Here is a 16,246-nt window from a genome sequence, read left to right as displayed (position 1 = left end):
CAATAGATGTAAGGGTTTTTGCCTATGCTAAAGTTCGTTATTTCTGCTCTTTTTTTGAAGTATGGTGTTCGAGATTATACTGTGGTTGCTATACTCTAGCTATACTTCTATACTTTAAGATTGCTGCTGTTTCGGACTTCCATGTCCGCGTAAGCTATACTTTATACTTCAGTTTATACTTGATACTTGTCTGGCGCAAGTCTTCAGACTTGTGTCTTACAATGATGTCGAGTCTCTGACTCGACTGGCTTGAAAAGCCATACTTTTACTTAGCTATACTTGCTGGTTTATACTTTCGCTGGCGCGAGCTTGCAGCTCGTGTCTTTTTATACTTGTCAGTTTATACCTTCTTAGCCACCGCTTCCTTCGACTTGAACCAAGCTATCCTTTCTAGCCTCCGTTCATCCTCTAGTTCCCACCAACCTATTGTTTCATCTCCTGTATTCTGCCCTCCTAGGCCGGGAGGCCTCGTTTTCCCACTCGGCGCTGTGTTCCCTCCTGCCTCCGCTGCGCTCCGGCTGCCCTTAGCGGGCACCGGATCTCACAAGGCGCCTCCTGGAAAAACTGGGAAAGTTTTTCTTTTAATAGTAGCGCGAGGAAAGTATACTTTTATACTTGCCTGAGGTGTTCTTAAAGTATAAACTTTCGGTCTACCGGCTGCACAGCTATATCTTATACTTCGTTTTATACCCGCTCTTTCGGATTTGCAATCCGAAAGTATAATCAGCTGCGGATTTGTAATCCGCTTAGTAAAGGCTTTTGCTACTGGCAAACTCGCGGATGGCAAATCCGGAACTGCAGTTCTGCTTCTATACTCTAGAACCCTCCACTTTATACTTTAGTACGGTGCCTCCACGTCGTAGATCATTTCCTCTACCTGCTCGAGCGGAAAGGCGTGGTAGTTGAAGCGTAAATCCTGCAGCTCTGCCCCTTTCTCGTCCAGCTCTTTCAGCTTTCCGGTCAGCACTACTTTGCTGCGTAGCACCACCTGCACGGCGGGGCTTTGCAGCAGCTCGAAGCGGCGGCTAAGCAGGTCTTTCCTGAAAATACGGAACTGGCGTTTTCCCATGAGCGCAAGTATAAAGCACGACGGCAAATTTCTGGCCGTGAAGATACATGCTTTTAGCGGAATTCTAAAAATATTAGCGTTTTAGCAAAACTTCGTATTTGCTGGTATTCGTTGGGTCTGCCTGCGATAAGATGGTGTAAGCCTGCTGCTTCTGTGCCGGGGTGGCACCCTTAAACATGTTCGCCAATTCATCAGCTTTCGCATCAAAGAAGGCATAAAGTATGGCAGAGTTGGGTTTTTGCTGCTGCAGGCGCTGTAGGTTAGCCAACATGGTTAGCACGTTTTGGCGCGCTTCCTCAGGTTTCTCGGCCATTTGGTCCAGCCCCTGGCGGTGCATGGTATAAAGGCCCTCGCGGAAAGGCAAAAACTGTGGGTCCTGCACGTTGTCAATCAGCCAGTAGCGGTTGCGGTTGCTGTCGAAGGCCCGCCAGCCGGGGTAGCCGGAGCCTTGCGAGGCCGCCAGGTTAAGTATAGCCCGGGCCCTGTCGTAGGCGGGGGAGCCTCCCAAACGGCCAAAGCTGTCGTTATCCATCCCGATGATCATGTAGGCATAAAAGGCCAGCATCGACGACAGGTTGGAAGTATAATTATTCTCGGCAAACTCGAGTGGCTGGGCCGTGTTAAACTGAAAGGTCCAGTCTTTGTCGATAAAGGAGAAAAGCACGGATTCGTAACCGGTGCCATAGGCCGGCCTTACGGAGAGTACCTGCACGTTGGCACGGAAGGTGCCGATTTCCGGCATTTCGGTGAGGTTGATGAGGATGCGGCACTTGATGCGCTCATCGGCACTGTAGGCCTGTCCGGTCCAGCGGCGGTTGTTCATAAACTCGGAGATGCGCGTCTGCATGTCCGTGAACAACTGCCTGTCGGTGTACTGTACCTGCTCGCTGTTAACCACCACGTCGCACTGCAGTTCCTGCGCCCTGGCGGCCCAGGCGGTGAAAACCAACATCAGCAAAGCAAGTACCTTTTTAGCCATTTGTCCGCTTCCAGATTAAGTCTACTATGTCCTGCGCCACCTCGCTTTTCTTTTTGAGCTCAAAGGTATGTGTGGCCTCTTCCTCAATGATAGTGATTTTATTTGTATCGTGCGCAAAGCCCGCCCCCGGATCTTTAAGCGAGTTGAGCACAATCATGTCCAGGTTCTTTTTGCGGAGCTTTTCGCGGGCGTTGGCGGCTTCGTTGTCGGTTTCCAGGGCAAAGCCCACCGAAAACTGCCACTCCTCTTTCTCCTTGCCCAGCGCCGCTGCAATGTCAACGTTCTTCACCAGCTCAATCGTCAGCTCGTCGCCGGCTTTTTTAATCTTTTTATCGGCCACTGTTTTGGGGCGATAGTCGGCCACTGCGGCGGCAAACACCCAGATGTCGGCGGCATCCGCCCGCTTCAGCACGGCCTTGTACATCTCCTCGGCAGTGGTAACACGCTTTACCTCGATGTTGGTGTGGTTGGTGTGCAGCCCAGTTGGCCCGGACACCAGTTGAACCGCAGCCCCGTGGGCGGCAAAACACTCAGCCAGGGCATAGCCCATTTTGCCTGTAGAGTGGTTCCCGATAAAGCGCACCGGGTCAATCGGCTCGTAGGTTGGGCCTGCCGTGATAAGTACCGTCTTGCCCTTAAACGATTTTTCTGTCACCTGAAAAGAAATTCTGTAGCACCTGTACAATCTCCTCCGGCTCCGCCATGCGCCCCTGCCCTACCAGTCCGCTGGCCAGTTCGCCGTAGCCCGCCTCTATCACACGGTTGCCGTAGCCGCGCAGTTTGGTAAGGTTGCTTTGCACCGCCGGGTGCTGGTACATGTCCAGGTCCATAGCGGGGGCAAGAAACACGGGGCAACGCGCCGACAGGTAGGTGGCGCTGAGCAAGTTGTCGCAGAGGCCGTTGGCAAGTTTAGCCACGGTGTTGGCGCTGGCCGGGGCTACCACCAACGCATCGGCCCACAGACCAAGGTCCACGTGGTTGTTCCACTCGCCTGTTTCGTCCTTAACAAACTGGCTGAGCACCGGCCGTTTAGAGAGGGTGGCCAGCGTGAGAGGGGTTATAAAGTCAGAAGCAGAAGCCGTCATAATGACCTGCACTTCTGCTTCTGCTTTTACGAGCAGCCGGATAAGCAGGGCAGCCTTGTAAGCCGCTATACTTCCGCTAACTCCCAATATGATCTTTTTACCTTTCAGCATCCGCCTGTATTACAGGTTGATGTCCTCCTCTGTTTCCTCGTCCGGCTTTCTAACATACACCTTTCCTTCCAGGAACTCCTCCACAGCCAGGCTGGTAGGCTTAGGCAGGCGCTCGTAGTACTTGGAGATCTCGATCTGCTCGCGGTTCTCAAACACTTCCTCCAGGTTGTCCACCGTGGTGGCAAACTCAGCCAGTTTAGAGTTCAGCTCTTCCTTCAGCTTCACGGAAATCTGGTTAGCTCTTTTAGAAATAACTGCCACAGACATGTATACGTTGCCGGTTTGCTCTGCAAAGTCGGCCATGTTGCGGGTAACGATTGATGATGGAACTACTGCCATGTATATATAATTTATGAATTCTGATTGTTTGCTGTTTTTCTGATGGTTCCCAGTGCCTCCTGCACGCCCTCAAAGATGCGCTCGGCATCACGCTTGTAGCGGCTCTCGGGATAAGTATCTACAAAGGCCTGGAAATAGTCCAGGACCACGTCGTAGCGCTCTTCCTGCTTATCCGGCACACTTTCCTGGGCATAGCGGTACTGGGCGTCCAGCCTCAGGAAGGCGGCTTCTTCGGCATACGGCGAGGAAGCATGCTCCTGCAGGAAGTTGTTCAGGGCCACGGCCGCCGAGCGCCAGTAGCGCAGTTTGTAGTACAGGCGGGCCTGGTTAAAGTCTTTCCGGTCTAGTTTAGTATAGAGCTCCTCCAGCGCAATATTCACACGTTCCACCCTTTCGCTGTTCGGGTAGCGCACCAAAAACTCCTCGTACGCCTCAATGGCCGTCAGGGTTGGCGTCTGGTCCTCCTGGTAGCTCGGCGACTGCTCGTAGAGCGACTGCGCCTGCAGGAACATTGCCTCCTCGGCAAACGGGCTGCGCGGGTAGGTAGTGTAGAAAGTGCGGAAGTACGCGTTGCTCAGGATGTAGTTGCCCTGCATGTAGTGCGACTTGGCGCGGTAGAACTGGGCTTTCTCAGCCTCCTCGGTACCCACCATCAGGTCGGTCACCTGGTCAAGCAACTGAGAGGCGCGGTAAAATTCCTCCTGCTCATAATACTCGAGCGCGGCCTGATACTTCTTGCTGACATCGTTGCTCTTCAGCAATTGCTGAAAGTTGCTACAGCCGGTGGCCAGCAGCAACAGGCAAAACAGTGCGATACTATGGAAAAAGCCTCTATTCATGAACGGGCAAAATTATACAATATCCATTTGATTTACAAAAGAGATTCCGTAGGCTGGCAGGTCTTTCTTCGCTACTGCCTGTTTTTCCTGAGTCTGGTTGCTTTCCTTCCGGTGGCCTTGGTGGTCTTTTCAACCGGCGGGGCCTTTATCGCGGGCTTGGGCGCGGGCGCAGCTCCGGCCTTCGGCGCGGGCTGCTTGGCCAGCACCTGCTCCTTGGTGGGCCTGATGTCCGACATCCAGGTAAAGCCCTCCAATTGCTTGTCGTCCTCCCCTAACTCGTGCGGCGGTATGAAACTGGCATCGGGCTGCACCAGAAACGAAATCCGCTTGAGTTTATTTTCCGCAAACATCAGCGTCATGTCGCTGCAGATGGCTTTGTTCATCCCCGTCAGCACCGTATCGTCCTCCAGCGCAAAGTATAAACTCTCGCCGTTGCCGTTCACGTTCACCCGCCGGATATCGCCTCCCACAAAGAAGGCTGTCATGTCGCGGCCCTTCACCTGGTTGTAGTTCTGCAGCGAGTCTTCCGAGGAGATAAAGGCATTGCTGTACATGTACATGCGGTCGATGGTCTTGTTGCGCAGCTGGATGTGGATGGTATCGGCCACCATCTGGCTTTCTTCGCTCCAGAGCACCGGGTTTACGTTCAGGTGCATGATAGAGTCGGTGCGGTTGTAGCTCAGCGAGTCGGCCTTGCCCTGCAGGTCCGATTTAAAGATCTTCACGTCCTTGTAGGCGTAAATCATACTTGCTGTGCGCTCCCCGCGTGGCTCCTGCGAGTAGAGCGTGTCGGCCGACAAAAAGAGCGTGTCGCCTTCCATAATGGTTTCCATCACAGGGCTGCCGTATACTTTGGCCTCACCCCTGTCGCGCCAGTAGCGGCCAATGGCGCCGCGTATCGTCACGTCGTCCTTCAGCGCCCGCAGCGACACGTTGCGCTCGGCAAAGCCATAGCCGGTATTCTGGTCATAGTATAGCTTGTCGCCGCCCAGCCGGTACTCGTCGGTGAGGATATAGGCGTTGCGCCCGAAGTTCGAAATCTTGGTGATGGTGTTGTAGGTGCCCTCCTCAGCATACAAGTCGCCCTGCTGCCCTTCAATAAAGGTGGGGCCCTGAAAGTATACGACCTTGGTAAGCGTGTTATACCGCATTTTCTGCGCTTTGATGTCGTAGTCGGCCGTTTTCACCTTCACGTTCTGCTCAAAGTCGAACATCTTGGTTTCGGTGTTGTAGGCACCGCGGCGGCTCTCCAGGCGGTTCTCCGGATCCACAATCACGCCGCCCTCGGTATAGGTGGCCGTGCGGGTGTTCAGGTTATAGACGAGGCTGGGGGTGGTCAGTGTCATCCGCGGGTCGCGCATCACCACATCGCCAATAATGGTGGCTGTGCGGGTGTCGCCGTTGTAGGTGGCGCGCTTGCCCGTAATATTCACCGTATCAGCTTGGTTTATGCGCACACTGCCGAACGCCTCCAGCATGTTCTTCTCTTTATACTGGTACACCGAGTCGGCATACAGCGTGCCGTCCTTCTGCTTGAAGATCACGTTTCCGATGAGCTTGTCGATGCGCTGCCCGTTAAAAGTACCGCCAATCAGGCTGTCGGCCTGCTGCAGGTCTACGGGCGTGCGCTCGGTCTGCCGGGGCGGCTGTTGGCTTTGCGGCTTCAGCACGGGACGCGGCGGCGTAACCTGCTGCCCGAAAACTGCCAACGCAAACAGCGTAAAGACAAGAGAAAGCAGTATTTTTGCGTAGTTCATTCTTTATCCGACAAAAGACAAAAGACAATCTGACAAAAGACCAGCGAACGCATCCGTCCTTTGTCCTTTATCAAAAAGTTCTTTTGTCAAATATAAATTCAAAAGTAGAAAAAATTTACCAGCCCCTCTCCTATGCTTCAGAAAGTTTCGGATTATATACAGGCACACGGCCTATGCCAGCCCGACAGTAAAATACTAGCAGCCGTAAGCGGCGGCATCGACTCGGTGGTGCTCTGCGAGGTGCTGCACCAGCTCAAGTATGATTTCGCGGTGGCGCACTGCAACTTCGGGCTGCGCGCCGAGGACGCCGAGGCCGACCAACTGTTCGTCAAAAAACTGGCCAAAAAGTATGACGTGCCCTTTTTTACCGAGAACTTCAACACCCGCGCCTTTGCCGAGCAGGAGAAACTCTCCATACAGATGGCAGCCCGCACCCTGCGCTACGAGTGGTTTGAGCGGGTAAGGCAGCAGGAAGGCTTCGACTACATCGCCACGGCCCACCACAGTAACGATCTGACCGAGACCATATTGCTGCACCTGACAAAAGGCACCGGTATTGCGGGTCTGCACGGCATCCCGCCCCGGAACGGCCACATCATCCGCCCCATGCTCTCTATTACCAAGGATGATATTTACGAGTACGTAACGGAGCGCAAACTGATCTGGCGTGAGGATACCTCTAACGAGACGACCAAGTACCAGCGCAACAAGATCCGCCACGAGGTGATTCCGGTGCTGAAGGAGATAAACCCGAGCCTGGAGGAGACGATGCAGCACACGGCCGAGCGCGTAAGCCATGCCGAAAGTATCGTATCTGCTTACATCCAAAATCTGCGCGGGCAAAGTATAAAAGAGGCCGAAAATGCCTGGTATGTGTCGCTGAAGCCGCTGCAAAACGCCACGGGCCTGCCGGTGGTGCTGCACGAGCTGCTGCGGCCTTTCAACTTCAGCTACAGCGTGGTGCTGGAACTGGTGGAGGCGCTCGATGGCCTGTCGGGCAAGCAGTTCGACTCCCCTACCCATACCCTGGTGAAGGACCGCGACCAGCTGGTGATTACCCCGCGCAACCTGAGCAGCTTCGGAAGTATACTGATTCAGGAAGGCGACACGCAGGTGCAGGCAGGCGATGTATACTTTAGCATAAAGTATGTGGATGCCGGCAAGTATAAACTCAACACCAAACCGCATGTGGCTGCTTTGGATGCCGACCAGCTCCGGTTCCCGCTGAAGCTGCGCGCCTGGCAGGAGGGGGACTGGTTTGTGCCGCTGGGCATGAACGGCAAGAAAAAGATCAGCGATTTCCTCATCGACAAGAAAGTACCGACCAACCTTAAAGACCGTATACTGTTGTTAATCTCGGACCAGTCGGTGGCCTGGGTGGTAAACCAACGCCTGGATAACCGGTTTAAAGTAACGGATAAGACGCAGCGGGTAGTGGAGATAAGCTTGGGACGACACACGTAGCACGTATCACGTAGCACGATTTTAAATACGTGATACGTGTGTCGTGATACTTGATACGAAAAGTCAACTTTGCGAACTTTTAATAATAGATTTTTCTAATTTTACCGGAGTTAACTGATTCTAAAACTATAACAAAATTATATCCGACCATGAAAGTAACCGTAGTTGGAGCGGGTAACGTTGGGGCTACATGCGCCGATGTGCTGGCTTACCGCGAAATCGCGAACGAAGTAGTATTAGTGGATATTAAAGAAGGTTTTGCGGAAGGCAAGGCGCTGGACATCTGGCAGAAAGCCCCTATCAACCTATATGACACACGCACTGTAGGCGTAACAAACGATTATAGCAAAACCGCTGACTCTGACGTGGTGGTGATCACGTCCGGCCTGCCACGCAAGCCCGGCATGACCCGCGACGACTTGATCTCAACCAACGCCGGCATCGTGCAGTCGGTAACGGAGAACATTGTAAAGCACTCGCCAAACGCTATCATCATCGTGGTTTCTAACCCACTGGACGTAATGACGTATGCTGCGCACATCACTTCCAAGCTGCCACGCACCCGCGTAATGGGTATGGCCGGCATCCTGGACACGGCGCGTTACCGTGCGTTCCTGGCGGAGGCCCTGAACGTATCTCCAAAAGACATCCAGGCGGTGCTGATGGGTGGCCACGGCGACACCATGGTTCCGCTTCCGCGCTATACTACGGTAGGTGGTATCCCGGTAACGGAGCTGATCGACGAGGAAACGCTGAACGCCATTGTAGATCGCACTAAGAACGGTGGTGGCGAGCTGGTGAAACTGATGGGCACTTCGGCCTGGTATGCACCGGGTTCTGCGGCTGCTCAAATGGTGGAGGCCATCGTGCGCGACCAGCGTCGTGTGTTCCCGGTTTGCGTGAAGCTGGAAGGCGAGTACGGTATTGACGGCGTATACCTGGGCGTACCGGTTATCCTGGGCAAGAACGGTATCGAGAAGATCATCGAACTGCAGCTGAACGACGACGAGAAGCAATTGCTGGAGACGTCTCGTGGACACGTGAAAGAGGTAATGGACGCGCTGGATAACATCAACGCTGCCAAATAAGTATAGAAGTATACTTGTTGATACTGAAAACGCCGCTTCTTTGCAGAAGCGGCGTTTTATTTTCCCAGGCCCCTTCTCCGGCGCGGGTGTTTATGCCTGTGTTCTATAGATGATAGCGAGTTTGTAACCCAACTGTCTCGCAGAGCCATACTTGCCTCGGCTATACTTTATACTTGTCTGAATCAGGATTAACAGGATGAATGGATTTGCAGGATTTTATACTTTGGCTATCCTTCCATCCCTCCGCTGGCGCGGGTTTGCAACCCGTGCTTAATTTATATTGTTGGGTTTGCAACCCAACTGGCTTGAAAAGCCATACTTATTTCAGCTATACTTTTATAGTTGCTGCTTCCCGCAACTTGAACCAAGCTATCCTTACTAGCTGCCGTTCATCCTCTAGTTCCCACAAACGTCTCGCTGCATCTCCTACTTTCTGCCCTCCTAGGCCGGGAGGCCTCGCCTTCGGGCATCGCGCGGTGTTCCCTCCTTGCCTCGCTGCCGCTCGGCATGCCCTCACCGGGCACCGGAGCTCACAAGGCGCTCAACCCAAAGGCTGGGATAAGCTCGATAGCCAAAGCTATGCTGTCATCTCGACCATCGGGAGAGATCTGGATAGAGTTCCCGTTAGATCTCTCGCTCGGCTCGAGATGACAGGGAACGAGGCAAGTATAAACTGTTCCCTTGAGGACAAGTGAGAACGGGAGTTCGAAACTTGCGAGCAAAGCTCAATAGGGGTGTTTATACTTAGACTATAAAACTTATACTTCAGCCAAAGCAATGAAAGAGCTCCCCTCCTTAGCCAAGGAGGGGCCAGGGGTGGTTGGACCCGGTGCTGCAGAAAGCTCCCTCCCCTGTTTTTAGGGGAGGGTTGGGGTGGGGTTTATACTTAGGCAGGGGTTAAACCCGGCACTTCAGGAACCTACCAGCCTAAAACCTGAACCCTACCGAAAAGTATGGCAACACACCGTCTTCGGAGACACCGACTACCCCGTGGAAAAGTATGAGCTCTGCCGGAAGCACGTAAATGCCGCCGCCGTAGCCGTGGTGCAGCCCACCACCGTCATCTCCCCTGTCGGACCACACGCGGCCCAGGTCGTTAAACCCGATCAGGCCGAAGGTGCCCGGAAACAGAAAGGAGGTGAAGTCGAACAGCTTGAGGCGCAGCTCCAGGTTGTGGAAGGCCACCTGGTCGCCGGCGAAGCGGTAATTGCGGTAGCCACGCAGGTTGTTGGTGCCGCCTAAGTATAAAAGCTGGAAGAAAGCCGGATCACCGTAGGTGGTGCCGCCGCCAATGCGATTGGCCAGCACCAGCCTTTCGCTCAGCCTGAAGTATACTCCCAGCTCCGACTGCAGCTGCCCGTACTCTTCCTGCTCGTCGTTTAACTGGGCTAGGCCGCGCAAACGGGTTGACCAGTAAATACCGCTGGAGGGTTGTATGGCATCATTGCGTGTATCCAGGGTAAATCCGCCCACCAAACCGCCGTAGTACTTGCTCTTAAAAAGATTCTCCTCCGGGTTCTCTGCCTGGTACAGGTTAATGAAACGCCCTTCGTTATCGTCAGGATGCATGCTGAAGAACTGGCCTGTTACCCCGGCGTATATTTGGAAGCGCTGCGTGAGTTGGCGCCGAAGCACCGCCAGCCCCTCTATAAAGTCGTAGCGGGTGCGGTAGTAGCGGATAGGCTTACTGCCGGTATCAATAAACTCGGTGTTGTTGCCCACACCAAAGAAGTTGCTGACGTTGTTCGGCGCCCGGGCATCCAGTTCCACGCCCAGGTCAAACTTGCCGATCAGGCGCGGGAAGTCGCCCTCATAACTCCCGAAAAAGGCATTGGTAGCCAGGGCATGCCCCACCATCAGCTTGTGCTGCGCCGCATACGGCTCCTTCCTAAAACCGTGCTTGGTATACTTAAACCCGAGGCCCAGCAGCACGCCATCATCCAGGTTATACCCTACCGTGCCGAGCGGCATCAGGACGTTATACTTAAAGCTCCGCGGGTCGTAGTTGTTCACGATGGTGTCGGTGGAGGTGCGGATTTTAGCCATACCTTTATCCGGGATCATATTTTCCTCATCAGCGCGATCATAAACGAACAATTTGCCCTTGTTCCGGAAATAATCCGCCGCCCTGAAGGCATCCACGCCATCGCCCCCTATCAGCCGCACTTTTATACTTGATTTGCCGCTGCCCTGTACATTAAAAATATCCTCGCCGCCGCGGCCATACAGGCGCAATTCGTTCGTGATGGCAGGAGAAAAGGTGCGCTCCATCAGCAGCCGGTCGCGCTCGCGCTCCTTCTTTATCTTGTATACTTGCAGGTGGATATCGCCATTGGGCAGGTAGTTGAGCACAAACTCCTCGTGCTTGTCGGAGCCCGGCACATCCACGGCCTTGGCCAGGAACCGGTAATAAATCATAGCCTGCTCCATCAGGTTGTCGCGGCGGGCTTTCAGGATGCTGGCCAGCTCGGGGCCACTCTGCTCATAGATTGGGGCAGGCATGCGGCGCATGGCCTGCTCAATCACCTCGTCTGTCAGCTGTTGCTGCACATACTGCACCTCACGGCGCCAGTCTTCCTCGCTGAGCTGGTTCATGAACATGCGGTCGAAGTAGCGGGCATTAAAGTTGAACCCCTCTATACTACGTATGTCCGCATCAAAGCCCTGGAACTTGGGCATAATCCACTTACGCGAGCCAATTTTCGGGATCACCCCCTCATTTTTGAAGAAAATCTGGTCGCGGTCGCGGGGGATAGGATCATAGAGCTTGCCTGTCTCGTCCTCCAAATCACGCCAGCGCCACTGGTCCTCGTGCCTGTCCCAGTCGCCCACCACAATGTCGAGCAGCCTGGCGCGCAGCACGGACTGCTGGTTCACCCGGTCATCGTTGTCCTCCTTCAGCTTCTCCAGCACTTTCTCGGTATTGTCGGTGTCCAGGCCATGGCGCACGGGCTCGCGCTCCTCAAACAGGTAAACGGCATTGGCATAGGCTGCCACAGAGTCTGGCAGGGCCGGATGTTCGGGCAGGTACACGATCTCGGGGTTGGTGTGCAACACGTTCAGGGCCTCGGCCAGGGGCGGCACCACCAGGGCGCCAAAAGGGTGTGAGGCCGAAATCTGATCCTGGACGATGTCTTTGGCCACCGTAGCGCGCAGGTTCTCGGGCAACGCCTTCTCCGGGTCTTTCTGCACCGTGCGCAACACCCACTCCTTGCCGGTGGCATCCTGTAGGCGCAGCGACTTGGTCTGCTGGCCACCACCCCGCTTCAGCACCGTTAGGCCGCCCTGCTCCTCGTCCAGCCGCAGCACCCGCATTTTAACCGGTGTGGCCCAAAGCTCGCGGTAGTTGTCGCCAAACCAGAAGCGGTGGCTCTTGCTTACGTCGTTATAGTCGGGGGCTATGGCGATGGTGATACTATCCTGCCGGGGTGATATAGTCTGGGCTGTGGCCTGGTAACAGCTTGCCAGAAAGAGGACAGACAAAAGTGTCTTTATATTGTACTTTTTGTACTTTGTTCTACTTGATGTCATAAGTAAAGTATGATTGCACATTATACTTATATGCTGCTACAGGGTTTTACCTGCAACTCCTGCTGCCGTAGCGGTTGCACCGCAGGGACTCATACTTTGTTCCTTACCAGGTTTGATCCAACAAAAAGCGGCACCCTTTGCGGGTGCCGTTTTGCGCTTTAATCTTTCTGGCTTGCCTGGAAGAGCTTTTGCTTCTCCTCTTTCGAAAGGCTCTCGTAGCCGGAACTGGATATCTTATCTAAGATGCGGTCGATTTCGTTTTGGTCCGGGCGGGCGGGTTTGCTGCTGCGGCTCCCGTTGGCTTGCGGCTTGGCGCCTGCAAAGCTGCTATGGGTTACCCGTAGTTTGGGCTTGCGCTTAAACAGGTTGGTAAAAAAGTCGGTGACCGCCAGGATGGGCCTTCCCATGTCAGAGCCGCGCTGCAACTGCTTAATAAATATCCAGCCAATCAGCGCGCCACCCAAGTGGGCGATATTGCCGCCGGCATTTCCGCTGCTCTCGTGCGCAAACGCCCACGACATCAGCACCAGCGCAGCCGCTATGTACTTTATCTTGACTGGCCCAATCAGGATCAGGTTGAAAGTAAAATTCGGCAGCAGCGTTGCCGCCGCCACGACGATAGCCAGCACGCTGGCCGATGCCCCTATCAGCTGGCCGCTGCGCATGGTGAAGCCCGGGAGCAGGTTATACATCAGGATAAAGAGCAAGCCGCCGGCCAGACCGCCCAGCACATACAGGCTCAGCAACCGCCGGCTGCCCAGGTATTCGTTCAGCAGCATGCCAAACCAGTACAGGTTCAGCATGTTAAACAGGATGTGGAAGAAGCCCTCGTGCGTAAAGAAATAGGTGATCAGCGTCCAGGGTTTGGTGAGCAGCTCGATGGGCTGCGACGGCAGGGACAAATAGTAGAGCGCCCACTTCTCTATCCAGCCGTAACCCATCCAGCTTAGCGGCGTGCCGATGATCAGGAAAACCAGGAACACCAGCACATTGATGATAATGAGCTGCTTAAGCGTATTGTTGGGTTGCCGGAAGGCGTTCTTTATATCGTTGGTTATACTCATTATGCCTTAGTAGTTACTGTAGTCGTTGCGCTGCCACATTTTTACAAGTATATACGCGAACAGCATGCCGCCCAGGTGTGCAAAGTGTGCTACGTTATCGCCGGGCACCCGGTTAAAGCCAGCATACAATTCGTACCCCCCATACAGCAGCACAAAGTACTTGGCCTTTATCGGGATGGGCAAAAAGAGTAGGAAGAGCTCCAGGTTCGGGAACAGCAGGCCAAAGGCCATCAGGATACCAAAAACAGCGCCGGAGGCACCCAGCATCGGGCTGTTGAACACTTGCCCGAACACATAACGCACCGCCTCCTTGCTTTCTTCTATGTACGTCGGGTTATCCGGGTTGCGGCGGTACTCTACCGCGAACCGCGTGTTGTAGCGGCCGTTGTAGTGGTCCTCCATGTAATTGTAGAAGGCCATCGGATCCGGGTTAGCCATGTACATGACTGTCTCGTTCTCCAACTGGTTCAGCTCATAGGCACGCACGCCGGAGTATAAAAGGCTGGCCCCCAGGCCTGTGATCAGGTAAAACATCAGGAAGCGCTGCGAACCCCAGAAGCGCTCCAGCAAGGGGCCGAAGATAAAGAGGCTGAACATGTTGCTGAACAGGTGCGCCCAGCCGCCGTGCATAAACATGTGTGTGAACAGCTGCACCGGCCGGAACAGTTCTGATCCGAAATAATGCAGCGCAAACGTCTGCAGGTCAATGATGCCGTTTATCTGCAGCAGGAAGACAACCACGTTGATGATCAGGAGGTTCCTGACCATAGGAGTGATATTGAACATGCGATTTTTCTTTTATGGAAGTATAACCGCCCCGGCCCGGCTTGGTTTTATACTTTGGTTTATTAGTTGACCCAGGTGAGCCATACTTCTGAATCAACGATTAAACGTTCAACTTGTTGGTACTTACCCTACGCTTTCAGAAACAGATCATGCAGCTGGCCAAGCTCCATGATCACCAGCGTTTTCTGGCCGCCGGGCGTGTAGTTGGGTACCTGGCACGCAAAGAGCTTATCCACCAGGGCGTTCATCTCAAAGTCGCTCATACGCGCCTGCGAGCGCGCAGCCAGTCGCTTGGCCATGGCACGGGCCAGGTTTTCCCGCTTCTCAAGCTTCAACGTGGCCGCATTGTTCTTGTACTGCTCTATCAGTTCCTCCAGCAAGCCTTTTTCATCGGTGGCCTGCACATCGGCCGGTATGCCGTTCAGGATGATGGTGTTGCCGCCAAAATCCTCAAACTGAAACCCCATGTCCTTGAACTCGGCCGCCAGCTCCTTTATCAGCACGGCATCAGTAGCCGATAGCTCCACGGTCTGCGGAAAGAGCAGCGCCTGCGAGGCGGCGGTTTTCTTCTGCAGCGAGGCGATGTACTTTTCGTACAGGATACGCTCCTGGGCCGCCTGCTGGTCAATCACCATCATCCCCGATTTTACCTGTACGAGTAAATACTTCTGATGTATCTGGATGGCCTTCTTGGCCGAGGCCGGCGCAGCGTCCGGGGCCGCAAAGGCATCGCTGAGCAGGCTGGTTTCGGCAGGCGCCATACTTGCCTGCTCCTCTTGTCCAGTTTCGCGCAGGGGCTCGTAGAGTTGCTCCCAGCCCCTGGAGGTGGCCCGGCGGGTGGTGGCAGGCGGCGTAAAGCCCGGGAAAGAAGTGCTGCCACTGCTTCCTCCTGCTGTTTTCCGATCCGGCTCAAACTCGCTGTTAAAGCCCCCCCTCAGGCTGATGGGCTGTAGCGGGGCGTAGTTCACATCCTGCTCAAAGTCGAGTGAGGGGGCAATGTTATAGGCACCGAGGGCGCGTTTCACGGCCGCATGCACAATGGCATACACCGTCTTCTCATCCTCAAACTTAATCTCGGTTTTGGTGGGGTGTACGTTGATGTCTATCTTCTCCGGGTCGATTTCGATGAAGAGCACGTAGAACGGATGGTTTTCCTTGGCCAGCAAGCCCTCAAAGGCCGTCATCACGGCGTGGTTCAGGTAGCCGCTCTTCACAAACCGGTTGTTGACGAAGAAGAACTGCTCCCCCCGCGATTTCTTGGCGTGCTCCGGCTTGCCCACATAGCCCTTCACCACCAGAAAGCCTGTGTCTTCCTCGCAGTAGGCCATCTGGTTTTTATAGGTACTGCCCAGTATACTTACAATGCGCTGGCTTAGCTTGGTGGCCGGCAGGTTAAACACCTCCGTGTCGTTGTGATGCAGCGAGAACGTTACGTCCGGGTAGGCCAGGGCCACCCGCTGGAACTCCTCCAGGATGTGGCGCATCTCCACAGCGTTGGATTTGAGGAAGTTGCGGCGGGCAGGCACATTGTAAAACAGGTTCTTCACGGAAATGGAAGTGCCCTCCGGGGTGACTACCGGCTCCTGCGCCACCACCTCCGAGCCCTCCACCAGCAGTTTCGTGCCAGTCTCGGCTCCGTGGGGTTTTGTCTTAAGTTCTACCTGCGCCACTGCGCCAATAGAGGCCATCGCCTCGCCCCGGAAACCCATGGTGCGGATGCGAAACAGATCGTCGGTCGTGCGGATTTTAGAGGTCGCGTGGCGCTCAAAGCACATGCGGGCGTCGGTCTCGGTCATGCCCAGGCCGTTATCCACCACCTGCACCAGTTGCTTCCCTGCTTCCTTTACGATCAACTGTATGCTGGTGGCCTGCGCGTCGATGGCGTTCTCCAACAGCTCCTTCACCACAGAGGCAGGCCGTTGCACCACTTCGCCGGCCGCAATCTGGTTGGCAAGAAAATCAGGCAGTAAGTGTATGATATCGGGCATCCGCTTTTCTAATTCCTCCTAAACTTATGGGTTCTGTTACTTTCCGGCTGTTTCTGCCATCGTGGCCAAATATTTGCTCTACTTAATTTACAAAGGCAGAACTAATTCAGAGTTAAATTTATTATTAAATTACAGAAGCTTCTGTT

General features: G+C 54.4%; 11 protein-coding genes and 1 pseudogene. 2 read left to right on the top strand and 10 right to left on the bottom strand.

Annotated features, from left to right (window positions below):
• Positions 1–838: 838 nt before the first annotated feature.
• From C8N40_RS14185 to C8N40_RS14160, 6 genes and pseudogenes are all read right to left on the bottom strand, one after another.
• On the bottom strand, positions 839–1,069 hold the full coding sequence (locus C8N40_RS14185; protein WP_108212439.1) for a hypothetical protein: 231 nt from the start codon (positions 1,067–1,069) through the stop codon (positions 839–841).
• A 73-nt stretch (positions 1,070–1,142) separates the two neighbouring features.
• Positions 1,143–2,048, bottom strand: a complete 906-nt coding sequence (porD, locus tag C8N40_RS14180; protein ID WP_108212438.1) for a type IX secretion system protein PorD — start codon at positions 2,046–2,048, stop codon at positions 1,143–1,145.
• A pseudogene (coaBC, locus tag C8N40_RS14175) lies at positions 2,041–3,244 on the bottom strand (bifunctional phosphopantothenoylcysteine decarboxylase/phosphopantothenate--cysteine ligase CoaBC). Before coaBC ends, porD begins: the two are co-directional and overlap by 8 nt.
• A gap of 9 nt (positions 3,245–3,253) precedes the next feature.
• Positions 3,254–3,583, bottom strand: coding sequence for a DNA-directed RNA polymerase subunit omega (locus tag C8N40_RS14170; RefSeq protein ID WP_092099916.1), 330 nt, complete (start codon positions 3,581–3,583; stop codon positions 3,254–3,256).
• A gap of 11 nt (positions 3,584–3,594) precedes the next feature.
• Positions 3,595–4,422 (bottom strand): outer membrane protein assembly factor BamD, encoded by an 828-nt coding sequence (locus C8N40_RS14165; RefSeq protein WP_245905128.1) that lies wholly within the window; start codon positions 4,420–4,422, stop codon positions 3,595–3,597.
• Between the two features lie 71 nt (positions 4,423–4,493).
• Positions 4,494–6,179: an OstA-like protein gene (locus tag C8N40_RS14160; RefSeq protein ID WP_108212437.1), complete on the bottom strand. Its 1,686-nt coding sequence runs from the start codon at positions 6,177–6,179 to the stop codon at positions 4,494–4,496.
• A gap of 132 nt (positions 6,180–6,311) precedes the next feature.
• Here C8N40_RS14160 and tilS point away from each other — a divergent pair, with 132 nt between their 5' ends.
• The gene (gene tilS / locus C8N40_RS14155) at positions 6,312–7,643 is read left to right on the top strand and encodes a tRNA lysidine(34) synthetase TilS (protein WP_108212436.1); all 1,332 of its coding nucleotides are present in this window, start codon (positions 6,312–6,314) and stop codon (positions 7,641–7,643) included.
• A 149-nt stretch (positions 7,644–7,792) separates the two neighbouring features.
• The gene (gene mdh / locus C8N40_RS14150) at positions 7,793–8,731 is read left to right on the top strand and encodes a malate dehydrogenase (RefSeq protein WP_092099919.1); all 939 of its coding nucleotides are present in this window, start codon (positions 7,793–7,795) and stop codon (positions 8,729–8,731) included.
• Positions 8,732–9,658: 927 nt separating this feature from the next.
• On the opposite strand, the gene C8N40_RS14145 is transcribed toward mdh, so the two are convergent.
• From C8N40_RS14145 to mutL, 4 genes are all read right to left on the bottom strand, one after another.
• The gene (locus C8N40_RS14145; protein WP_108212435.1) at positions 9,659–12,262 is read right to left on the bottom strand and encodes a BamA/TamA family outer membrane protein; all 2,604 of its coding nucleotides are present in this window, start codon (positions 12,260–12,262) and stop codon (positions 9,659–9,661) included.
• Positions 12,263–12,420: 158 nt separating this feature from the next.
• On the bottom strand, positions 12,421–13,326 hold the full coding sequence (locus C8N40_RS14140; protein WP_108212434.1) for a rhomboid family intramembrane serine protease: 906 nt from the start codon (positions 13,324–13,326) through the stop codon (positions 12,421–12,423).
• Positions 13,327–13,332: 6 nt separating this feature from the next.
• Entirely contained in the window at positions 13,333–14,112 is a 780-nt protein-coding gene (locus C8N40_RS14135) for a rhomboid family intramembrane serine protease (RefSeq protein ID WP_108212433.1), read from the bottom strand.
• Positions 14,113–14,240: 128 nt separating this feature from the next.
• The gene (mutL, locus tag C8N40_RS14130) at positions 14,241–16,100 is read right to left on the bottom strand and encodes a DNA mismatch repair endonuclease MutL (RefSeq protein ID WP_108212432.1); all 1,860 of its coding nucleotides are present in this window, start codon (positions 16,098–16,100) and stop codon (positions 14,241–14,243) included.
• Positions 16,101–16,246 lie beyond the last annotated feature (146 nt).

This window comes from Pontibacter mucosus (genome assembly GCF_003054055.1).
GTDB lineage: Bacteria > Bacteroidota > Bacteroidia > Cytophagales > Hymenobacteraceae > Pontibacter > Pontibacter mucosus.
The sequence above is the reverse complement of the archived record's forward strand: the minus strand, read 5'-3'. Positions and strand labels throughout refer to the sequence as shown.